The sequence below is a fragment of the Vibrio sp. 10N.222.49.C12 genome (genome assembly GCF_041475025.1).
Taxonomy (GTDB): domain Bacteria; phylum Pseudomonadota; class Gammaproteobacteria; order Enterobacterales; family Vibrionaceae; genus Vibrio; species Vibrio crassostreae_C.
The window spans coordinates 13,601-37,072 of record NZ_JBFRVF010000020.1 but is presented as its reverse complement, the minus strand read 5'-3'; the positions used below and the strand labels follow the sequence as shown (position 1 = coordinate 37,072).

Below are 23,472 nucleotides of genomic sequence, written 5' to 3'. Positions count from 1 at the left end.
GCTACAAATTAGATTTACAGTGTAAATTAGAATCTTGGATTTACACTGTAAACTAAAGCTCCATATTCAAATCCGTTTTTACCCTGATTATCTGTTACATCACTTCTGTTTCATCTCTCCACTACAGCCTTTAATCTTCTAAAGCTATTCGCCTTTACTATCTAGCCCTACATCGAATCAACATTCAATCGCACGAAATATTCTGAAAAAATTTTCCTATGTATTTGTAAAGGCGAAGCAGATCATAAAATGTGTAAGTCTTATTTATGAGTCATGTTTGCAGAATCGAAAGTAAGTGATGTGACGCTGATTATTCTAATAATGTGATACTCAGCGCAGAATGAATTATATAGACTGAATAACAACTGAGTCATTAGGGATACTCAATTCGAATGTGGGATAACATCGTTACATTGTCGGAAGACAAGCAACAAGTAATGGCATGTCTGCCAACCGGGACTGTGGTTGACGCAAGCTTTGATAACAAGACGCTGCCACCAACCTTGGAAGCTTTGAATGCATCAAACTATTTTCTTTTCGAAGAAGAGGTGTTGCGTTTCGTTACTCTTGCTAAAGAAGGTAAGGGTGAAGCTTATGAAGGAATCTTGATTGCCGAAGTTCGAAATGCCACTGTTGCGGTCGAACTGTCTGATGATGAGATGTTGGCGAGCCTCGTGGTCACTGGTCCCTACAATGGACACCCACTGCGTGGTAGCGACATCATTCAGTGCTTATCTCTAGCTCAAATAACAAAAGGAATAAATAAGTTAGCGCTCAGAAAAGTTCTGATGATGAGTAGCAAACTTAAGCCCGGGGAAAAGTTTACTCAGCCCGTCGCTAAAGGGACACAACCAGTAAAAGGTAAGGATGCTAAGTTTGCCGCTTTGGTTGAAGATATTACTCGCCAAGTCTTGAAGCCTCGCAGCAAAGACGAAGGCAAGATTGATATGCGAGACTTGGGACAAACCATTACCGTTGGTCAAAATGATCACTTAATGAAACGTACCCCCGCTACCAAAGGTATCGCTGGCTTTACCGTTCAAGGCCGAATTATCCCACCGCTTCCTGGACAAGACAGTTTAATCAAGCCTGGAAAGGGCACTTACATCTCCCCTGAAGATCCCAATTTACTACTCGCCTCACACCCTGGATTGCCCATCATTAAAGACCGAACCATCGAAGTGGATGACGCCTTATGTGTCAGCAACGTCGATGTCTCAACTGGGCACGTTAAATTTAAAGGTAATGTCTTTGTCTCTGGTAACATCGAGCCGGGGATGATCGTCAAGGCGACCGGAAGTGTTACGGTTGGTGGCTTTATCGAATCGGCCGAAGTTCAAGCCCAGGGCGATATCAAAGTCGCCAAAGGCATTATCGGCCATACGACCAAAGAGGGTGAGCCAAAAAGTTGTAAGGTATTTAGCAAAGGCTCTATCACAGCAAGCTACGCACAGAATGCCGAGCTACAAACGGCCAACGACCTTCGACTTGGTGTGCACAGTATGAGTAATGACATTCGCTGTGGTAACAACCTTATCGTGATGGACAGCTTGAAAAAACACGGCACGCTAAGCGGTGGTGAAGCCAAAGTTGGCGGAAAAGTAGAATGTGTCTTCTTAGGTGTTGAGGGAGACACCGCAACTAAGGTACATGGTTTTGCGCGCTACGATGGTTACCGCCAAAAGATAGCTGAGCTGAAGGAAACTTATAAATACACTCAAGAGCAAACCATGGGTGTGATTCGCCAAGAGTTAGAATTTAAGAAGCGCCCGAAAGCAGAGAGAAGCGAAGAGCAAGCCCTAGAAATAGAGCAGCAACGTGAGAAGAATAACCTCGCAATAGAAAACACAAAGTCGCAGCTAGATACACTCGAAGCGGAGTTTGCAACCAACCTTGCTGAATGCACTGTAGAGGTACACGAAAAAGTGTATACCCGAGTGACGATTCAATTTGGTGATGAGACAGTCACAACCAAGCGAACCCATGGTGGAAGTGTTTTCTCATTCAACCAATACGAGATCCAATGTTCATTCAAGATGGAGCAAGAGGATATTGCTTTGTAGACTTTTGTGCTGAACACAAAGTTACGTATGGTTAAGGTGCCGATACTGACAAATCGAAAAAGGGGAGCTGATGCTCCCCTTTGGGTTTCTACTGATAATGATTTATTTAGGTGATTTGAGCGCTCTAACTAACGGCTCTCACTCGGCCTTGTTTAAGGTCTGAAAGAACCTGTGCTTTTGGACCATCTGCAATGATGCAGCCTTTCTCCATTACGATCACTCGATCGACAATGTCCAACATCGACGTTTTGTGTGTAATCAGAATTAACGTCTCGCTTGGTAGCAATTGGTTAAGTTGGTGTTTGATGTGCATCTCTGAACGGTTATCCATAGCACTGGTCGGCTCATCCATCAACAACACTGGCGGACGGCCAAGGAAGGCTCTAGCAATGGCAATTGACTGACGTTGTCCACCAGACAGCAAGGCACCACCTTCACCCACTTGGCGTTCCAAACCTGCAGGATCTTGTTGAGTAAACGCGGTTACCCCTGCACGGTTTGCTGCATCCATCACGTCACGGTCATCCACCAAAGGACGACCTAAAGTAATGTTGTCTCTTACTGAACCGTAGAACAGGTTACTGTCTTGCGGAACACAACCTATATTGCGTCGTACGTCGACATGATGCAGTTGCTCCATATCCGTATCATCAATACGTACATGGCCTTCTGTGGGCTTGTACAGGCCCATAATCAGACGTTCTAGTGTGGTTTTACCTGAACCAATACGACCAATGATTGCTACTTTCTCACCAGGACTAATATTGAGGGTTAAGTCTCTAATTGAAGCCACTGGTGAATCTGGGTAGTGGAACGTCACTTTATCTAGCGCGATATGGCCCTGAATAATCGGACGGTGAATGTAGCGTTTACCTTCTTCTTGTTCATCAGGCATCGACATCACTTGCTCAATCAGAGTCATTGATGACTTTGCTTGGTTGTAACGAGTCGAAAGCAAAGACAGCTGAACAAGCGGGCCAATCGCTCGGCCGCTCAACATGGTTGCAGCGATCAAGCCACCCATCGTAAGTTCACCTTCTGCAATTAGATACACGCCAAAGATGATCATACCAACGTTAGTACTTTGCTGAACAAAGCCGGCGGTGTTTTGGATGCTGTCAGTGATGCGTCGACTTTTGATATTCCAATTCGCCATGTGAGCAACGGCTTCTTCCCAACGGAATTGGAATTGGCTTTGCGCACTGAACAGCTTAACCGTCTCTAACCCTGCCAAACTCTCGATTAAGTTCGCGTACTTCTGCGAAGCAAGACGAGAGCCTTCCTCAATGGTACGGCGCAGTGGACCTTGGATTAGCAATGCATAGACGATCAAAATGACCACGCCAGCAACGGGAACAAACACAAGGTTTCCAGCCATTAACCAAATTAGCGCTAAGAACATCAGTGCGAAGGGGAGGTCGATTAACGAGCCAATGGTTGCAGAGGTAAAGAATTCACGAATGGATTCGAACTCTTGCAAGTTTTTAGCGAAAGCACCGACAGAAGCAGGCTTCGCTTCCATACGAATCCCCAGTACTTTACTGAACAGTTTGGAGGAAATGAGAATATCGGATTTCTTACCGGCAACGTCAATGAAGTAGCTGCGCATCAATTTGAGCAGCAAATCGAATAGGAACACGACAAAGATACCACTTGCCAGCACCCACAAAGTTTCAAAGGCGAGGTTGGGAACTACCTTGTCGTACACCAAGCGTGTAAACATCGGCGCGGCAATCGCGAAGATGTTGATAAGAATGGAGGCAATCAACACATCTCGGTAGATGTTTTTAGATTCCCAAATCGTGCTCCAAAACCAATGCCCTTTACGTGTTTTTAGAACTTCTGGTGAACGTTCATCATAACGGAACTGTTTCTTTACCAAGAAGTAGCGGCCGATGAATTGTTCTTTCAGCTCTTCGACAGGAATGATGATTGGCACCATTCCGCTTTCCGCAGTAATGATTTCCGCTTCTTGCTTCTCTAAATCGATACTGTTGAGAACGCACGCCTCACCTTGTTTAAGTAGTAAGACCGCAGGCAGTATCAGGTGAGGAATCTTTTCTAAGTCGGAACGGTTTTCTTTTGCCACTAATCCTGCTCGTTCAGCAGAGCGTGGGAATAGGAAAGGGGTTAGCTTTCCATCGGATAGTGGTAGCCCATTGATCAACGCTTCGGGCGAGTTAGCTAACCCGTAATACCGGCTAACGTAGATCAGTGAGTTCAATAGTGGATCTTGCATGTGATATAACCCTTACAACTATTTATCAACAATGAAGCCTTGGAACACTTCTACGTAGTTATCAGACAGAATATCTAGCTGAGTCTGAGTTTCTATTCGAGACGCGATGGTGGTGACGCCTAGGTTGTGAGCGGTTCTAGAGATCGACGTTAAGGTAAACTTCTGTTTTTCGTCATCAAGGTTATGTGTGAACAGGTAATCTAGCTTCACATAGCTTGGACGGTATTCGTTGATGTAATCCAGTGATTGGAAGTTACGTCCGTAGTTATCGACACCAAACACCGCTTCAGCGTTGCGAATGGTGTTACACAAAAGTGCCGTGTAGTGCGGAACGTTGATGAAGCAGTTTTCTGGAATCTCAAAGTGCAACAGGTGAGCGATTGAAGCATTCTGTTCAAGCGTCTTACCGATCCAACGGATGAAGCTTGGTTGAGATATACTGCTTGGCGAGAGATTAATAGCGACTGGGCTGGTTACTTCTTTTGCATTGAGCTTTTCAACCATCTTCTCAATAACGTATTGGTCGAGAATGTGGCTCATTTCAAGCTGTTCTAGCGCGTATAGATACTGGTTAGCACCGTAACGCACGCCATCTTTTTCAATCGCAGAGAACACCTCTTGGTGATACGTTTTACCAAAGGCATTGTTTGCAGCCTGCAAACGGAAGGTAATGAGGTCGTTGATGATCGCTTCTTCAACCAACATACGCCATTGTTGTTTGCCCATCACTGCGCCGTGATCGTCTGCGGTTACGTAGCCGTAAGCAAGTTCTCGATTCGCCTTGGCACTTGAGAGTGCGTTATCCACCAGCGACATGATTTCAGTACTGGTTTTACGCTTGTTGCTGTAGGTCACACCAAGAGCAATATGTGGATTCGCAGTGCCTGTTGGGTCTGAACCTAGGCTCTGGATACAGTTTACGATGCTGCTCGCGACAAGTTTCAGTTCGCTCTCATCAATGTTTGGCATGATGAAACCGAACTCGTCACTAGAAATACGAGCGATGGTGATATCTGGAGATGAAATTGAAGCTTGCAGCTGTTCAGCCAGTTGATGAACCAAGGCATCACCTTCTTGATAGCCCTTTTCATCGTACTCTTCACTGATAAACTCCGCTTTAAGTACCGCTAAACCACCTAAGCTCGACTCCTCTAACCATTGAGTTAACTGAGACATGTAGTAAGCACGGTTACCTAGCTGAGATACAGGGTCGATATATGCTCTTTCACGTAACTTCTGAGCTTCTTTCGCTTGGTTTTTAAATGCCAGTTCAACTTGAGTCGACATGTGGTTGATACCATCGACAACCAAGGTGAGATCTTTTGTCTTTGGACGAGCCAGAGGTTCGCCAAACTGATTCTTGGCGATCTGATCCATCTTGGTAATGATCAACGAGAGCGGGCGTAAAGCGCGCTTAAGGATCCAAGAGATAGACACCAAACCGAGCAAGAAGATCGTGCCAAATATGCTCAGTAAGCGGATGAATGCTTGCCAAAGTTGATCGTAGGCAGGGCCTGGGTGGCTTACGATCTCGACCTCGGCCAATTGCATCCAGCCACTGGTGATCACGCGGCGGTCATGAACAGGCTCGAACAGGTTTAGGTTGGTAAACCACTCTGGTACGCCAGTTGGCTTTACAGGGTATGAGCGGAGAATGTCTTCACCGCTATCGAGAAAGATCAATCGAACGACTGAGTAAGAACTGCCATCAAACAGGGCGTTGATAACAGACTCCACTGCCACCTTGTCCTTTTCTTCTAGGTAAGGGGCGAGAGCCAGTCCAACAGTATTAATGGTATTACTTACCTCAGAGCGTTGCTGCTCCTCTAAGTATCCACGGGTGGTATTGAATTCGATCATAAAAACTGACGTCATCAGCAGTATGAACACTGCAACCATCCCGACCACAAGCTGTTTATATAAAGTCATTGTACCTACTCATCGTAATTGATAATGGGTTTGTTTAATTTTAGAGAGCGCTCACGTGAACGTAAGTCGTTCCATAAGCTCAATCTTGAAGATTTCCCTGCCAATTTGCCGCTGCCTGCTGCCGACTTGATCAACCAAAGGTTTTTACCGTTAAAACTGTAAATTGGTCGTAGATCTGGGCGTTTGGAACCGCGTTTAATTTCAGGGTTTAAGTTGTCCAAAATTAATGGCTCTGCACTCGGTGTTGAGTAGTAAGCTAACACCATGTGGAACTGGTTTAGTTCCAGTGCTTTTACGTACACTAATCGTAATTTCTTATCTGGGACGCCCAGTTCAAGCAAAGAGAAGTATTTTGCGATTGTGAAGTCTTCACAATCACCGGCGTTGCTGCCTAAAAATTCCAGTGGTGTTGCCCAGTAGTCATTCTTTCCCCACAGTATGTTGTCATCGACAAAGTACATCTGGTTGAAGAACTGGTTTACTGACCTGAGCTTCTCTTTTTCACTTAATCCGTCGTATGACGTCATATTTGAGCGCCATGTCGCCACTCGCTTTCCGGCTCTATCGCCGTAGGTTTTGGTCACTGCATCTATCCACCGTTGGTCGCTCTTGTTGAGCGCCACAGAGGTGAAAGAGGTGAGGACCAGCAGCAATAGCGAAATCCGAGACTTCATAGCCTCTGCTCTTGTCTATTTGCTGTGTATTGAAAGGCGTTATCAAACATCAAACGTCCTTACTCTTTTAGTGCATTGTTTTGAGCGCTTAATAGTGGCTTCAACATGTACTCAAGCACGGTTCTTTTACCCGTGATGATATCGACAGAGGCGGTCATACCTGGAATGATTGGCAACTCTTCGTTCTGTCCAAAATTGTGTTTTTCGGTGCGCACGCGCACGATATAGAAGCTATTGCCTTCTTCATCTTGAGTGGTATCGGCACTGATGTGCTCTAACACGCCTTCTAGACCACCGTACTTAGTGAAGTCATAAGCACTGAATTTAACGATGGCAGTCAATTCTGGGCGTAGGAACGCGATATCTTGCGGGGCGATTTTCGCTTCAACCAATAGAGAGTCTTCTGTTGGTACAATCTCAACGATGTCCATACCCGGTTGGATAACCCCGCCGACAGTATTAATACCCAATGTTTTAACGGTGCCTGTTACAGGAGAAACCACCACGGTACGGTTTACTCTGTCTTCTAGGCCAACGGCAGATTCGGTCATTGCAGAGAGCTTGTCTTGGGCTTGATTGAGTTTTTCTTGTTGCTCGGAGCGGAAGTTCAGTGCGGCGTCAATACGGCTGAGCATGGATTCTTTGATTGCTGAGCGTAAAAGAGGAATTTTTAGCTCGCTCGAAGTCATTTCTCGGCGAGTGTCGTTCACTTGTCTTTGCAGTTTAAGTAATTCAATTCGTGGTACCACCCCTTCATCGGCGAGAGGTTTGGTGATATCCAGTTCTTGGCGAGCAAACTGGTAGCTCTGTTTTAGGTTTCGAACACGCGCTTTAATCTCAACTAGGTCTTGCTGTTTCTGTTCAACTTGTTGATCAAAAACGGAAAGCTGGTTTCTCAGATTATTGAGATCTTGACGGTATTCTGCTTTTTGACGATTAACCAGTTGAGGTTGAAGTTCATAGAATTTAGGTGGGAACGCAAGCTTGCCATAATCGAGAGTGACACTTTTCTTCCATTCTTTTTCAGAGAATTCTTCATTGATGACAACACTGGTCAGGGAAGCGGAAAGCATTAACACGTTGGCGGTCAAGTTCGCGACTTGTTGTTCACGCTCGCGGAAGTCAGAACGGAATCGTGTGTCATCGATTAACAGCAGTTGTTGACCTTTTTGAACGCGTTGGCCTTCTTTAACTAAGATTTCTTTAACCAAGCCACCTTCAAGGTTTTGTACCACTTGGATCTGAGAGGAGGGGATCACTTTGCCTTGGCCAACGGTAACTTTGTCGATCTCTGCCCATGCAGACCACCCAATAGCAGCAATAAAAAACAGAACGATCACCCACAACATAATTCGCGCACTGGTGGGCGTATTGAGGAGTAGTGCCGCTGTTTTATCATCGACATACTCAAGCTCGGTCTCGTTCAATTTGCTGAAATTTTTCTGACTCATAACAGTCCTTGTTCGCTAAATAAAAGTGCAAGCCTATTGAGTGTATTCTTACTTTTGATAAATGTTAAGATTTTGCTCATTTAAATCTTTGAATTTATATATTTTTTAAGACTTATCGGTTCTTGAAATCTGTTTTATCGAGTTGGTGCTTTCTTAGTTTGTCATACAGTGTTTTTCGCGACACCTGCAGCTCTTGTTGTACCTCTTTTAAACGACCTTGATGGCGATGTAGCGCCTCAATCAAGATAATTTGTTCAAAGCTATCGGTGCGTTGGTTTAACGACTGTTGTTGCTCTTCAATGCTCATATCGAGTTCATTTTGCTCATCAGTATCGCTGTCGAGCGACGGCTGCTTAATTTGAGTCAGCACTCTGAGTTCAGCATGTTGGCGAAGCTGACGAATGTTCTCCGTCCAATGCGTTGCAATGAGTCGCTGAATCTCTTTTTCTGTAATCACGGGTGGCGGCAGCTGATAGCGACTGGCCGCACCACGAGCAAAGTGTTTGAATAAAGAGCCAATATCTTCCGTTCTTTGCGCCAAGGGTAGTAAATTAAACCGGCGTAGTTCACCTGTAATTGTAGTAGGAACTACTGTAGTTGCGATAATGATACAAGTTGCATTGGTCTTGCATGAGTTTTCATGAAGTAGAGTGGGTTTTAGAGCGGCTAACCATAGCCATTGCTGCGAAGTTAACGCTTCTGTTTCATGGATATAGAGTGTTCCACCTTGATGCTTTAAGAACAGTTGCAAAACAAACTGATGGAATGTCGCTTCGTCACTGCGTGGCAAATTAAACGCCGCGACAGGGCAAAGCTCCGCGGTTTGATGACTGTGTAAATCATGGGTGTATTGTGCAGTGACCCTTTTCCCCGTCCCTAAATCACCAACAAACAATAGAAGTGGGTTAGTTTTGGTATCTAGGGTGATCAATTCTCGGCGCAATGCCTGCATTGATGGAGATTGACCAATCAGTTTTGGGCCAACCTGATTTTGCATTGCCAACTCTTTGCGCAATAGGTTGTTCTCTTCAACCAGTGCGAGTTTATCTGCGGCTTTTTTAACGGCAGTGAGTAGGGCATCGACCACAAATGGCTTTTCCAGAAAATCGTAAGCGCCGGCTTTCATTGCGGATACCGCGGTTTGCACGTCACCATGTCCGGTAAGTACGATGACCTGAAAATGAGGGTTTTGGCTCAGTAATTTTTGCGTTAATTGAATGCCATCCATCACTGGCATGTGAATATCGGTGATGACAATTCCGGCTTGCGTGGTATCTATTTTCTTTAATGCCTCAATAGCATTGGGAAAGCAGACGATATCGATGCCTTCAATGAGCATGGCTTGTTCTACGGAGTCTCGAATGGCGGGTTCATCGTCGACAAAATAGAGTTTAGGCATAGAGTGCAAAAGTCGAGTCCTTAGCAGTATGTGAGATTCGTTTTCTAATCAGCGATAACAACGGCGTGTTAGCCCTTATCGTTATATAACGGGATGCTTAGCGAGAATACCATGCCTGAAGGCTCTAATCGGTTCGCGCTGATCGTGCCGTGATACGCTTCAATAATCCGTTTCGATATTGAAAGCCCTAGCCCTAAACCTTCCGGTTTGGTGGTGAAAAACGGGTCGAACAGCTGTTCTAGTTTGTCATCTGGCATGCCAATTCCGTTATCCCAAATGATCAGCTGACAAGAGTTGTGATGAAGTTGCCATTCGATGCCTATCTGTGGGCTAGCCTGTTGGTCAACGCTTTCCAGGTTTTGTTGCTCCTGCAAGATTTTCTGTTCAAGAACTTGTTGTTGCAGCGCTTGAATCGCGTTGTGAATCAGGTTCACTAGTACTTGTTCGAGTTCGGTTGGATGAATCGCAATATTGATGTCATCTGGCACCGTGCTTAGCCTTAGCGTAATGCCTTGCTTGATCATCAGCGCACTGAGAATGCTAGTGGCGTTATTGACCGCTTGATGCAGGTTCGCCACATGATGTTCTTGTTTGGTGACCTTGCGAGTAAAGACTTTGAGTCGCGCGATGATGTCGGTAATGGTGTTGTTGAGGCCAATCATTTTCTCAAGATTGCTTTTCACTAAATCGGTTCGTTCCATTTCCAGTAGCTTTAAGCTGTTTTCACTGTAGGTTCGCAGTGCTGCAAGCGGTTGGTTGATTTCGTGGTTAATGCTGGCTGACAGCTCACCGAGTACCGCTAATTTCGCGGTTTGTGTCAGCTCTTGCTCTGTCTGTTTCAACTTGGATTGCGACTCTTGGTATTGAAAAAGGGTTTGTTGCAGCTGTTGATTGGATTGCTTCAAGTAGTGGGTACGTTTATCTACGGTTTGTTCTAGGTTTTGGTTGAGTCGGGTCAACGCCACTTTCGCGAGATAAGTCTGGCGCCACGACCAAGCGATGAGCATCACCAAGCTGTAAATCACCACGAAGATGACATCGATCTGAAAGATTTTAATAAGTTCAGCTCTGGTCTCTTTTAGTGCGACAACTTGGTACTGGTTGTTGCTGACCGTTGCAGGGTAAAGATTAAAAGCACCAAGCTTGAATAACTGGTTGGCGGTGAGCTCTTTTCGAATTTCATTGGATTGAAGGTTGCTAGATTGATTGGTATTGCTCGCTTCTGACTGAGAGCTTGAAGAACGAAAGGCTTCGATGATCGAAATTTCGCTTTGACCGTATTGGCGTTGAAGTGCGATATCCGTTTGTTGTTGCTGCGTTAATGGCAACAATGAATGGTAAAGCCACGGAGCTTGGCTTGATAGAAAGACCACTTGGTTAGAGTCGAGTACTACGATCTCAAAATCGTCGCTGGTCAGGATGTTTTCGAGATTTTCTAAGCTCACTTTTACCGTGATAACGCCAACAACTTCCTTGTCGATATACAGAGGTGAAGACAGAAAATAACCTCGTACGTTCGAGCGAGCGCCTAGCGCGACATATTGTGTGTTGTTACCTTGAATGGCAGAAGCAAAGTAGGGACGAAACGAGAAGTTCTCACCTACAAAGGTACGAGGCTTTTGGTAATTACTGGAAGCGACCACAGTACCGCTCGGGTCGTGAATATAGATGGTGTCGGCTTGGCTTTGATTCGACCATTCAAATAGTAATTGATTGAGCTGCGCAGCGGAAATTTTGTCTGCTCGTGGTGATGAGTCAAAATAAGAGAGCAAGCGCGGGTCATGGCTGAGTAAATCCGGGATCTGTTTGAATTTATCCAATTCAGAGTCGATTTGTAGATTGGCTTTATTCGCTGCTTCATCGAGTTGCTGAGTGACGATTTTTTCTTGGAATTGCACTGCCATAAAGTGGGTTGCGGTCAGCCCTGCAGCTCCCAATAACAATGAGAATAAAACAAAGGGTGTCATTAGGTTAGGCAGTATTTTGGTCACTCGGATCTCAGCTTGTCATCGGTTTGTATAAAGATTATCAATATGATGGAGAGAGTACCGAGATCTTGTTAACACAGAGCACCTTCTGTGAGACAAAACCATGGCTTAGACTTGTGTTTCAAAGGATTACGGCGCAAAATCACAAAAAAATTTAAAGGAGCAAGCAAATGGAACTGACAGATATTCGTCGCGAATACGCTAAGGGTGGATTGAGACGTAAAGACTTGGCCGCAGACCCGATTGAGCAATTCAATTTATGGCTAGAGCAAGCCATTGAAGCGAAGTTGACGGACCCTACTGCCATGACAGTTGCTACGGTTGATGAAAATGGTCAGCCATTCCAACGCATTGTTCTGCTGAAGAATGTGGATAAAGGCGGTTTCGTTTTTTACACCAACCTAGGTAGCCGTAAAGCGCACCAGCTTGAGCACAACAGCAAAATCAGTTTGCACTTTCCTTGGCATCCACTTGAGCGACAAGTTCATATTACGGGCACGGCTGAAAAGCTGACGGCTATGGAAAATATGAAGTACTTCTCGTCACGTCCAAAAGAGAGCCAATTGGCCGCGATTGCAAGTAAGCAGAGTAGCCGCATCTCAGCGCGTGGAATTTTAGAAGGTAAGTATCTAGAGCTTAAACAGAAGTTTGCCAAAGGCGAGATTCCTGTGCCTTCTTTCTGGGGTGGCTTCCGAGTTCGTGTGGATAGTATTGAGTTCTGGCAGGGTGGTGAACACCGCTTGCACGACCGTTTCTTGTTCTCACGCCAAGACAACAGTTGGGATATTGATCGCCTAGCGCCTTAGGCTGCTTGATCGCTTAGCTGCTTAACAGATCCAAAAATGCCGTTGATTAGACTGATCAAATCAACGGCATTTTTTTGTCTGCATTTTCAGCTGAACAGTCAATCAGTCACTGTGAAGAACAACAGAGATCTGTTTTTTGAGCAGAGTTTCTGGGATCACTGAGCCCAATCCTGAATCCAACGCATACTCAATCAATTGGCTTTTACTGCGTGCATCAAACTTCTGTTTCAATCTAGCGACATGACCTTCGACCGTTTTGATTGAAATGTTTAACGTCGACGCGATGTACTGTGGTTTCTTGCCGAAAAGCAGTAAGAACAGCACCTCTGATTCTCTCGAAGTCAGCCGCTTTTGCAGCTTAGACACGCGCGGCTCTGACCCCGCAAGCGATGCCTGATCGCCTTTTGTTCCTGTGGCCTGACAAACCCAATGACCGACCTCTAAGATCGCGGTATCGGTAAGCTCTTGGCCATAGAAGATGGTGCCTTGGACGTTGTCGTCGTCATCAAGCCATGGTGTTTTAGTAAAGATATGGGCGTGCCAGCGTCCGTCTGGATAGGGGTGAATATCGAGAATCTTAAGGGTACTGCGTGTATCCATCACATGTTTGTCTTGAGCTCTGAAATCTTGTGCGCACTCGGTGGTTTGACTGGGCATGTCGAAGTCGGTCAAGCCAGTACAAGTCTCATTGGGTTTTAAGCCAATCAATTGGTTGTAAGCAAGGTTGGCGTACACGAAGACCGAGTCAGTATCTTTGCAGCCCCAGCAGCCTGGAAGTTGTTCGAATAAAGAACGATGTATGGAGTTGAGTGGATCTGGCAAGGTTTTATCTCGTGTGTTGCGATGTTGCAATAATATCAGTTTCTTATAGCGCTGCAATGGCAATTAGAGTACGAAAAATAAGGGGGGGACTGACAGTTAAACGGACTGCTGACTAACTGTGTCAATCACGGAGAATCGATGGGCATAAAGGGTGATAATCAGGCAAAAAAAAAAGCCAGCCTGAAGAGGGGCTGGCTAAAGACAAGATATGCCTTGTCGACATGTAGAAGATTTTCAGTCTAATTTACGAGGGTCAGGTAAATTAAACTGAGGCATCAATTTGATACCCAGAGTGACTTACTACTCTATCGACGAATCTACTCCTAGGAGTGCTTATGCATAAGGGGGGAATTCCCCTATAAATGCTGCTCAATGTGATAATTGAGAACCTAGAGTAAATATTTGGGATTCTGAGCCTGTGATTGGGAGCCTACAGCTCTCGTACTACTCGGAATCCTAGATAGTTCGCTGCCGTTGAAGGCGGTACGTACAGTTCGTTAAACACTTTTGCTTCTTCAGGAGAGAAGCTCCACGCGCCACCTTTTGCTAGGCCTTTCTGAACGGTTGTCCATTCCCATACATTACCCACCATGTCGTAGAAGCCTGTAAAATGTTTTTCGTGTTCGTGTTCGTGTTCGTGTTCGTGTTCGTGTGATTGCTTGTGAAGCCCCTAAATTCGCCGGAACGATTGGTTTTACAATGCCCGTAGTTTGTACGCTCTTGATCATCTTTCCGGAGGCATGATCAAAATGATCGCGGTAATGATCTTCTGTTTATGGTGAGGAAATGACTCTCATGATCATTTACAAATTCATCTTGTGCAGATTTCAGAGTATTATTCTCACTATGTCGATCTGAGTACTTTGCTGTCATGCCAAAACCTTTACCCTTTCCAAACCTAGACTTGTCCCCGCTAGGCCTTACTGGCCCTCGCCCTGCGGAGATCATTACTTTGCCTTCGCATATGGATTGTCACGATCACCACTATTCGCAAGTCGTGATTGGTTTAAATGGTCAGGCGGAATTTGAAGTTTGCGGTAAAGGTAATCTTATCGGGCCGGGTCAAGGTTGTGTGGTAACAGCGAGCTCTGATCATGCTTTCGGTGGGGTGGTTGGTCAGTCGGATATCCTAGTGCTCAATATGCCTGTGCCAACCGATGATGACCCTCTAATGTTAGAGAAGATTAACCAGTTAGAATCATCGAACGTCTACTTCCAATTAGACGCGCAAATTCAAAAGCTTATCCATATGTTGGTGCAAGAAATGCAGGCGAGCCCGGATGATCTATTGTTAAGCCGTGCCTGCAATGACACGGTGATCGCTCTGATGCAAAGGCACATATCGGCATTTGAAACCTCAATTAAAGACTCGCGTTTTGATCTTGAAGCACTGGATCGCTACATCGAGCAACACCTCGCGAATAAGATCTCTGTCGCTCAGCTTGCGGGCAGCGTGTTCTTGGGCGAAAGCCAGTTCCATATGCTGTTCAAAGAGCAAATGGGCATTACCCCTCACCAGTATGTTCTTGGTAAGCGTATCGATCGTTCTCGCCGTTTAATTGAACAGGGTAACCTTAGCCTTGGTCAGGTCGCAGAACTGGCTGGTTTCTCCGGTCAATCCTCTTTTACTCACACCTTTTCACGCCTTCAAGGCATGTCTCCATCCCAATACAAAAAGAAAATTTCTGTTAAATAGTGAAACAAAACGGCATATTATTTTAAAGTTTCATATGTGACCTTGTGTTTGTTTTGTTAATAAAGCGAGTTTTTAGCAAAAAACTCGGAGTTTTTGACAAGTAATCCTTATATACTCTAAATACACTGCAGCCATTGTAGAGATCCCGGGCTAATTCCGGGTGTGAGATTAAGGAAAACGCATGTTTACAGCTACTGATGTGTTAAAGCCAGAATTCAACGAGCAGTCGCTTGATGATCTATGGTCGCTTATCTCACCATTATATATGGTGGATGAAACCCAATGGCTAGAGCAACTTCTGCCACTAGCTACCCCTTCTGAGTCTGAAAAGCAGCAAATCACAGACAAAACGACTTCTTTGATCGAAGCTATCCGTGCGGATAAGACTTCTATCCAGATGATCGATGCACTGTTGCTTGAATACAGCTTAGATACTCAAGAGGGCATCTTGCTGATGTGTCTGGCGGAAGCCTTGATGCGTATTCCTGATTCAGCAACGGCTGATGCACTGATTCGCGACAAGCTAAGCGTTGCGGATTGGAAGTCTCACCTAAAGAATTCTGATTCGGTTTTTGTTAACGCTTCAACTTGGGGCTTAATGCTAACAGGCAAGGTGGTTGGACTTTCATCGAACGAGCAGAGTGCTGGACAAGCGGTTAACCGTTTAGTGAACAAGCTTTCTGAGCCGGTAATTCGTAAAGCGATGCACCAAGCGATGAAAGTGATGGGTCACCAATTTGTTCTTGGCCGCAGCATTGCTGAAGCGCAAAAGAACGGTAAGTCGATGCGCGACAAAGGCTTTACCTACTCATACGACATGCTAGGTGAAGCAGCACTGACCACAGCTGACGCAAATAAGTACTTTAAAGATTACCTAATGGCGATTGAAGCCGTAGGTCGAGACAACTATGTTTCTCCACAATCGAAGGTCTCTTCAAAATCTAGCCCAGCGCCATCTGTGTCTATCAAGCTTTCTGCACTTCATCCTCGTTACGAAGTGGCGAACGAAGACCGCGTACTGACTGAGCTATGCGACACGCTAGAGCAGTTACTGCGCCGTGCGATTGAGCTTGATGTTGCGATCACGATTGATGCAGAAGAAGCGGATCGCCTAGAGCTTTCGCTTAAGTTATTCGAAAAACTGTATCGCAGCGAGCTAGTGAAAGGCTGGGGCAAGTTTGGTCTGGTTATTCAAGCGTATTCAAAGCGTGCGTTACCGGTTCTAGTTTGGCTAAACCGCCTAGCAAAAGAGCAGGGTGATTTGATCCCGCTTCGCCTAGTGAAAGGCGCGTACTGGGACAGCGAAATCAAATGGTCACAACAAGCGGGCTTTACTGATTACCCAGTTTACACACGTAAAGAAGCGACAGACGTAGCTTACCTTGCGTGTGCGCGTTACCTACTGAGCCCAAGCGTTCGTGGCAATATCTTCCCGCAGTTTGCAAGCCACAATGCTCACACGGTTTCTGCTATTGCCGTAATGACCGACCATAAAGACTTTGAATTCCAACGCTTACACGGCATGGGTGATTCACTTTACAACCATGCAATGGAAGCTTACCAACAGTCGGTACGTATTTACGCACCGGTTGGTAGCCATAAAGATCTGCTGCCATACCTAGTACGTCGCTTGCTAGAAAACGGCGCAAACAGCTCGTTTGTACACCGTCTGGTTGATGCTCGTTGCCCTGTGGCAGAGCTGACTCAACACCCAGTCGATATGCTTCTGGCATTCGATACATTGCACAACACTAAGATTCCTCTGCCGCCAGCGGTATTCCCTGAGCGTAAAAATTCATACGGTGTGAACATTGATATTGAAAGTGAAGCGCATCAGTTTGAAGAGCAAGTAAAAGGCTTCTTAAACAATCAATGGACTGCTGGACCTGTGATCAACGGCGAATCTCTTGCCGAAAGCATGATCAAGGCTGATCAGAATGTTGAACAAGTAACAGCACCTTATGATCGTCGAATTAATGTGGGTCAGGTGGCTTTTGCAAACCTTGATCATGTTTCCGCAGCGATCACTGGCGCTGATGCAGCATTTGCTGATTGGAACGCAACTTCAGTTGAAACCAAAGCGGCAGCGCTTGATAAGTTGGCTGACCTGATGGAAGACAACCTCGCTGAGCTGGTGGCAATTTGTCATCAAGAAGCGGGTAAGACAATTCACGACAGCATTGATGAAGTGCGTGAAGCGGTCGACTTCTGTCGTTACTACGCAAAACAAGCGGATAACCTACAAGGTTTCGAACTAAAAGGTTTTGATGGCCAAACACGAATTGCTTCTCGACAAGGTCGTGGCGTGTTCGTTTGTATTAGCCCTTGGAACTTCCCTCTAGCTATCTTCCTTGGCCAAATTACAGCAGCTTTGGTTGCGGGTAACACGGTTGTGGCTAAGCCTGCCGAGCAAACAAGCTTGATTGCAGCTCGCGCAGTGGAACTGATGAATGAAGCGGGTTTCCCTGCTGGCACCATTCAGTTACTACCGGGTCGTGGCGCTGAGATCGGCAGTGCACTAACAAGCCATGATGCAATTGCGGGCGTTGCCTTTACGGGGTCAACACCAACAGCACAACGTATCAATGTGTCATTGGCGAGTCGTAACGCTAAGCCTGTTCCGTTTATCGCGGAAACCGGTGGTCAGAATGCGATGATCGTCGACAGTACCGCACTGCCTGAACAGGTAGTCCGTGATGTTATTCGTTCGGCATTCGCTTCAGCAGGTCAACGTTGTTCTGCACTGCGTGTGCTTTACATCCAAGAAGACATTGCAGACCGTGTAATTGCATTGATTCACGGTGCAATGGACGAGCTGAGTGTTGGCATTCCACATCTTCATAAAACCGATGTCGGCCCTGTTATCGACCAAAACGCGAAACAGAAGTTGTTGGCACACTTAGAAAACATGACCAATACCCAGAAGAAGGTGGCTCAACTTTCTCTAGGTACGGATTGTGAACATGGTGACTTTGTTCCACCAAGTGCGTTTGAAATCGATGACATCAGCTGCTTGAAAGAAGAACAGTTTGGCCCTGTGCTGCATATCGTACGCTTCAAAGCGAGTGAACTGGCGCAAGTGGTAGACCAAATTAACCAAACCGGTTTTGGCTTAACCATGGGCATCCACAGCCGTAACGAGACAACTTACCGTTGGATCGAAAAACACGTTCGTGTGGGTAACTGTTACATCAACCGTGACCAGGTCGGCGCTGTTGTTGGTGTACAACCATTTGGTGGTCAAGGCTTGTCTGGTACTGGCCCTAAAGCGGGTGGTCCTCACTACCTATACCGCTTTACTGATGTTCATTTCTCTCAATCACAAGACAAGGCATAAGGAGCAGTATCATGGTTCATCAAGTGACAGGTTTTTCTGATGCTTTCTTGGCGTGGGAACAATGGAATCTTACCGATTTTGATCATAAGAGTGCTCAGGTACTTGCATTCAAATCAGAGATCGAAAGCCAATCTACGTCTTTGGCGGCAGTGGCAACTTATCACCTAGAGCAGGCCTCTGCGCTGCTTTCTGAGCAGCACCTAATGGCTGGCCCGACTGGTGAAACAAACGAGCTGTATGCTGCAGGACGTGGTGTGGCTTTGGTGATTGTTGATGATTGCCAAGACAAAGAACCAGCACTGCAAACAGCAACCGCGATGATTACCGCAGCACTATTAGCGGGTAACAGCGTGCAATTGTGCAGTGATGACGTGCAATTCAACACCTTGATCGCTGATGCAGCGAAACAAGCGAATTTACCGACGAACTTGGTGCAGGTTGCTTCGTACGACGCGGCTCAACAGCTGCTGTCTTGCGATGTACGTAGCGCAGGTTACGTAGGTAACTCACAAACGGCTCAAGCTATCAATTTACAACTTGCTAAGCGTGACGGAGCCATCGTCAGTTTAGTAGCTGAAACGGATCTGACAGCAATGCATGTTGCTCACGATCCACACCTATCGCTGCGTTTCATTACCGAGCGTACGCGAACTATAAATATAACAGCCGTGGGCGGTAACGCGACCTTGCTCGAACTTGGAAGCGAAGCTCACTAACCTTCAGTAAAATTGGCTCTAAGCTCCTTTGGTTGTTTCCATTTTTTGGTTTCTCCATTTTTGGATTTAACTCATAGTGCCTTGGAGCCTCAATACCTAACTCAATGCACTCGCTTGCCTTTACGGTGAGTGTCTTGCATTGAATTAGGCATGGAAGGCTTTTTACAAATGAGGACTATCAAATGATAGAAAACAGTTTTGCAATAACGACGACGTTCATTGCGTATCTAATTATGATGCTGGCAATCGGTGTTATCGCTTACAAACGTACTTCTAGCTCGACAGACTACTTCCTAGGTGGTCGTTCGCTAGGCCCATGGCCTGCTGCACTTTCTGCTGGTGCATCAGACATGAGTGGTTGGCTACTACTTGGTCTACCGGGTTACGCTTATGCTGCTGGTTTTGAAGCATTCTGGCTTGCTGGTGGCCTGCTAGTTGGTACTTGGGCGAACTGGTTAATCAGTGCTAAGCGTCTGCGTACTTACAGCATTACAACAGAGTCACTGACGCTACCTGAGTTCCTATCTCGTCGTTTCAATGATAATTCTAAGCTGATCCAAACAATTTCTGCTTTCTTTATCCTTTTATTCTTCCTTTTCTACACAAGTTCTGGCTTGGTAGCAGGTGGTAAATTGTTTGAAACAGTATTCGGCCTAGATTACACAACAGCGGTAATCATCGGTACAGTATGTGTGGTTTCTTACACGCTATTTGGTGGTTTCCTTGCGGTATCTTGGACGGATTTGGTTCAAGGTCTGCTGATGTCTGCTGCGCTATTGATTGTACCAATCGCAGCGATGAACGGTGGTCTTGGTCAGCTATCGACTGATCTTCACAACATCAACCCAGAGCTTCTCACGCTATGGAATGATGTGAAAGGTGAGCCACTTTCTGCTATCGCGATCATCTCGCTAGCGGCATGGGGTCTAGGTTACTTCGGTCAGCCACACATCCTTGCTCGTTTCAAAGCAACACGTAGCAACAAAGACCTAACAACAGCGCGTCGTATCGCGGTGGTATGGTCTGCTCTGTCTATGGTTGGTGCAATGCTAGTAGGTCTGGTTGGTCTAATCTACGTGACTAACTCTGGCGCGCCTAAGCTAGACGATGGCGAGAAGATCTTCATGCTTCTTGTGAACGCGATGTTCCACCCAGTAATCGCAGGTATCTTACTTGCTGCAATCCTAGCGGCAATCATGAGTACTGCGGATTCACAGCTACTTGTATCTTCATCTGCACTAGCAGAAGATCTGTATAAGCAAGTACTTAAGAAAGATGCGACGTCTGAAGAGATTGTTCGTGTAGGCCGCTTCGCGGTTATCCTAATCTCTTTGATTGCACTTGTGCTAGCGATGACGCCAGACAGTTCAGTTCTTGGCCTTGTATCTTATGCATGGGCTGGTTTCGGTGCTGCATTTGGTCCAGCTATCGTGTTGAGCCTATACTGGTCTCGTATGAACCGTAACGGCGCTCTAGCGGGTATCGTGGTTGGTGGTGTTACGATTGTTCTTTGGAAGCAGTTCACGGGCGGTTGGTTCGATGTGTACGAAATCGTACCGGGAATCATCCTATCGACGCTTTCTATCGTTATCGTGAGCCTAATTACTGGCGAGCCTGAAGACGAAGTTAAGAAGCAACACGCTGAGTTCGAGAAGAATCTCGTTGAGCTAGACTAATTTACATTGTAAAACAGATGTGAATTAGCAAAGAACATGAGCTAAAAACAATAGAGTCACTTCGGTGGCTCTATTTTTTTATGTGAGTACGACCTTTGTCTTATTTCAAATTAAGTTTATTCGAGGTTTTCTGATATTGAAATGGGGGTTTACAATGTAAATCGAAGCGGTAGGATCTTGCGTGAGAAGGGAAAGATCAACTTACTCAATGGCGAGTGATGTCAAAAAATAAAACAGAAAAATGGCTATTTTTTGAACTTGGCGCTCACTTTTTTCATTAGCTCGGTGAATTGTGGAACCGAATTGGACATGATGTGTCAATTGTCAGTAACCACTAAAGACCTATAGGACAAAGGTATGCCTGATCTCTATTGCAAAGGATGTAAAAAAACAACACTACATAAGTCTATAATGAAACGTTGTGAATCAGAGCCCGAGACAGCTTCTGGCCGTATGATGCAATGGACGTCAAAACTATTTAGTGGAAACCTGTACTACGATATGGAAACTCAGCACTTCTGCCGCACGTGCAATTGTCGTTGCGAAACTGGAAGTGCTGTTCCCCAAGTTGGCCTAGCCTAACTCATAGTAAGTGCTTACTAACTTGATTCAAAAAACCTCCGTGCTAGGAGGTTTTTGTGTTTCTAAGCAGCCTTGAGTGCAAGCTCAGCTTCAATGGCATTGCCATCAATCTTCACTTCCCATCCATAGTTTGAGTATTCATTTGCTAGTGCCTGAGCAACATCTTTTGATACCGTTACGTGTGTCCATGAACCAATACCGTAAGGTTTATATGCGAGTTCTTGCGTTTTCATAATAGAGTCATCCTTTCTCTTTGATAATTATATTATTCACTTTGGCCTATATCCTTTCTTTCGTTTCCGGCTCAACTTATTTGTTAATCGGGTCATTTCTATAATAATTTGTTAATAACCAGAGTTTGATTTATAAGGGTTCTTATCTATTTGTATGTGTTTATATCTGGCGTGAATATCATCCGTGCATTTAGTTTTTAAATGTGTGAGCGAGGTTTTCTTCGATTGCACTTGGTATGGAATATACTGAGCGGAATTTAGAATGTTTAAGGAATGTTATGTCTCAGCATCAGCTCGATCGTATCGATAAAGAGATACTAAGAATTCTGCATATGAAAGGGCGTTTACCTGTTGTTGAACTGGCAAAACAGGTCAACCTTACGACGTCACCTTGCTCTGATAGACTCAAGCGATTGGAGAAAGAGGGCTACATCACGGGCTATCATGCTGAGCTTTGTTCAGAAAAGCTGGGACTCGATGTTCAAGTCTTTATCCATATCCGTCTCGATCAGACTAGCTTTTCGATCTTCGACAAATTTGCCCAAGCCGTGGAAATGATGCCTGAGGTGGAAGAGTGCTACTCACTGTCGGGTGACTTTGACACCATGATCAAGGTTCGAGTGAAAGACATGAAGGCGTACCAAGCGTTTATGGCCACCAAGCTGGGCACCTTGCCTGGTGTGATTCAGACACGTAGTGAAGTGGTGATTGAAGAGCATAAAAAGGGCTTCGGCGTGAACCCTGAGTTGTTGGCAACTCTAAAATAGTGGCCTAATTTCGCTTACCAACGTGATTTAGATATAAAAAATGGAAGCAATAAGCTTCCATTTTTTGTTGAGCGTCAGATAAAGAGCAATCCGATAAATTTGTTCGCCTTAAAGCGTAATGGCCGCAGAGATTAAGCCAATCACACCACCGAATACACCGCCCCAAACCACAAGCCAGCCAAGGTGTTTCTTGATCATGGTCTGAACCATTTCTTTAACCAGCTTAGGTGTTAGTTCATTCAAGCGCTGATCGATGATCGCCTCAATGTTTTCTTTGATTTCATCCATCATCGCAGGCGATTCTAGCTCGTCTTTGATGGCATTTTTTACAGAATCACTCTTGCTGATTTCAATCACAGATTCTTGCATCTTCTCAACAAACGGCGCTTTCATTGGCTCTAGTGCTTCTGTGCCACCAAACATTGCCAACATACCGCCAAACTGAGAGTTCTCGATAACATGCACCAGTGAGTCGAATGCAGGGTTAAAGTCGATCTTCTGAATCACAGGCTCTAGATTGAGCGACTTTCCTGTCATCTCGCTGCTTAGGAAGCGGTCGATGTTACTTTCTGTAAAGAATTGCTCCATCATCAGTTGCTTGATGGCTGCCTTGAACTCTTCAAAGCGTGCTGGAATAACGCCTGAACCGTATAGGCCGGGTACTTTCTCGAACAACATGTGAATCGCAAGCCAGTTGGTGATGGCACCAGAAAAGGCGAATAGGCCTGCGTAAAGCAAGTATTGGTTTGCTGTCGCATAGCCGCCAGCAAGCAGTGCTAACGCAATAACGTTAGTTAAGACACTTTTGTTCATGGTTGATCTCTAGAAAGAATATTGCGCGCATTTTAAGAAAAAAACGCCAAGAAAAAAACAAAAGGATCGATGAAGTTTATTGGACAGGTAGCAAAGAGCGCCAAATAGCAGGCATAAAAAAGGCTAGCCTCCCCCCGAAGTCTAGCCTTATTCCAGAACGCGCAAGCGAGGCGTCTTTGGTGTTAATGTCATTATATAATTACGACATAACATTCTGCCATGTGTAATTTACCGCTAATAAACAAATTGGTGTGAATCACATCGCACTTTTAAAATAGCAC

General features: G+C 45.4%; 16 protein-coding genes and 1 pseudogene. 7 read left to right on the top strand and 10 right to left on the bottom strand.

The features are described from left to right. Positions 1 to 392 precede the first annotated feature (392 nt). Positions 393 to 2,063, top strand: coding sequence for a DUF342 domain-containing protein (locus AB4583_RS06415; RefSeq protein WP_372116819.1), 1,671 nt, complete (start codon positions 393 to 395; stop codon positions 2,061 to 2,063). 124 nt (positions 2,064 to 2,187) lie between these two features. Here the strand turns inward: AB4583_RS06415 and AB4583_RS06410 are convergent, their stop codons facing one another. From AB4583_RS06410 to AB4583_RS06385, 6 genes are all read right to left on the bottom strand, one after another. After that, positions 2,188 to 4,302 (bottom strand): type I secretion system permease/ATPase, encoded by a 2,115-nt coding sequence (locus AB4583_RS06410; RefSeq protein ID WP_017061209.1) that lies wholly within the window; start codon positions 4,300 to 4,302, stop codon positions 2,188 to 2,190. 18 nt (positions 4,303 to 4,320) lie between these two features. Next, entirely contained in the window at positions 4,321 to 6,231 is a 1,911-nt protein-coding gene (locus tag AB4583_RS06405; protein WP_017061208.1) for a LapD/MoxY N-terminal periplasmic domain-containing protein, read from the bottom strand. 5 nt (positions 6,232 to 6,236) lie between these two features. Then, the gene (locus tag AB4583_RS06400; RefSeq protein ID WP_019823329.1) at positions 6,237 to 6,905 is read right to left on the bottom strand and encodes a transglutaminase-like cysteine peptidase; all 669 of its coding nucleotides are present in this window, start codon (positions 6,903 to 6,905) and stop codon (positions 6,237 to 6,239) included. Between the two features lie 59 nt (positions 6,906 to 6,964). Next, on the bottom strand, positions 6,965 to 8,356 hold the full coding sequence (locus AB4583_RS06395; protein ID WP_017061206.1) for an HlyD family type I secretion periplasmic adaptor subunit: 1,392 nt from the start codon (positions 8,354 to 8,356) through the stop codon (positions 6,965 to 6,967). A gap of 112 nt (positions 8,357 to 8,468) precedes the next feature. After that, entirely contained in the window at positions 8,469 to 9,755 is a 1,287-nt protein-coding gene (locus tag AB4583_RS06390) for a sigma-54 dependent transcriptional regulator (protein WP_017061205.1), read from the bottom strand. A gap of 68 nt (positions 9,756 to 9,823) precedes the next feature. Beyond that, on the bottom strand, positions 9,824 to 11,746 hold the full coding sequence (locus tag AB4583_RS06385) for an ATP-binding protein (protein WP_372116817.1): 1,923 nt from the start codon (positions 11,744 to 11,746) through the stop codon (positions 9,824 to 9,826). 167 nt (positions 11,747 to 11,913) lie between these two features. Between AB4583_RS06385 and pdxH the strand changes: the two genes are divergently transcribed. Beyond that, entirely contained in the window at positions 11,914 to 12,549 is a 636-nt protein-coding gene (gene pdxH, locus AB4583_RS06380) for a pyridoxamine 5'-phosphate oxidase (RefSeq protein ID WP_017070164.1), read from the top strand. A 102-nt stretch (positions 12,550 to 12,651) separates the two neighbouring features. Here pdxH and AB4583_RS06375 read toward each other — a convergent pair whose 3' ends face one another. Beyond that, positions 12,652 to 13,434, bottom strand: a complete 783-nt coding sequence (locus tag AB4583_RS06375; RefSeq protein WP_032546410.1) for a helix-turn-helix transcriptional regulator — start codon at positions 13,432 to 13,434, stop codon at positions 12,652 to 12,654. Between the two features lie 367 nt (positions 13,435 to 13,801). Further along, positions 13,802 to 13,981: pseudogene (locus tag AB4583_RS06370) on the bottom strand (SUMF1/EgtB/PvdO family nonheme iron enzyme); the annotation flags it as partial. 261 nt (positions 13,982 to 14,242) lie between these two features. On the opposite strand from AB4583_RS06370, the gene AB4583_RS06365 reads away from it, so the two are divergent. From AB4583_RS06365 to putP, 4 genes are all read left to right on the top strand, one after another. After that, complete coding sequence (locus tag AB4583_RS06365) at positions 14,243 to 15,067, top strand: AraC family transcriptional regulator (protein ID WP_017061200.1); 825 nt, start codon at positions 14,243 to 14,245, stop codon at positions 15,065 to 15,067. A gap of 181 nt (positions 15,068 to 15,248) precedes the next feature. After that, a complete protein-coding gene (putA, locus tag AB4583_RS06360; RefSeq protein WP_372116814.1) occupies positions 15,249 to 18,404 on the top strand; it encodes a bifunctional proline dehydrogenase/L-glutamate gamma-semialdehyde dehydrogenase PutA in 3,156 nt (1,051 codons plus the stop codon). Positions 18,405 to 18,415: 11 nt separating this feature from the next. Then, a complete protein-coding gene (locus tag AB4583_RS06355) occupies positions 18,416 to 19,120 on the top strand; it encodes a hypothetical protein (RefSeq protein ID WP_004736898.1) in 705 nt (234 codons plus the stop codon). Positions 19,121 to 19,305: 185 nt separating this feature from the next. Beyond that, the gene (gene putP, locus AB4583_RS06350) at positions 19,306 to 20,796 is read left to right on the top strand and encodes a sodium/proline symporter PutP (protein WP_029235685.1); all 1,491 of its coding nucleotides are present in this window, start codon (positions 19,306 to 19,308) and stop codon (positions 20,794 to 20,796) included. 644 nt (positions 20,797 to 21,440) lie between these two features. Here the strand turns inward: putP and AB4583_RS06345 are convergent. Then, positions 21,441 to 21,611, bottom strand: a complete 171-nt coding sequence (locus AB4583_RS06345; RefSeq protein ID WP_017070161.1) for a hypothetical protein — start codon at positions 21,609 to 21,611, stop codon at positions 21,441 to 21,443. A 278-nt stretch (positions 21,612 to 21,889) separates the two neighbouring features. Between AB4583_RS06345 and AB4583_RS06340 the strand changes: the two genes are divergently transcribed. Continuing rightward, positions 21,890 to 22,378: an Lrp/AsnC family transcriptional regulator gene (locus AB4583_RS06340; RefSeq protein WP_004732526.1), complete on the top strand. Its 489-nt coding sequence runs from the start codon at positions 21,890 to 21,892 to the stop codon at positions 22,376 to 22,378. 108 nt (positions 22,379 to 22,486) lie between these two features. On the opposite strand, the gene AB4583_RS06335 is transcribed toward AB4583_RS06340, so the two are convergent. After that, positions 22,487 to 23,191, bottom strand: coding sequence for a hypothetical protein (locus AB4583_RS06335; RefSeq protein WP_017065155.1), 705 nt, complete (start codon positions 23,189 to 23,191; stop codon positions 22,487 to 22,489). Positions 23,192 to 23,472: the final 281 nt, after the last annotated feature.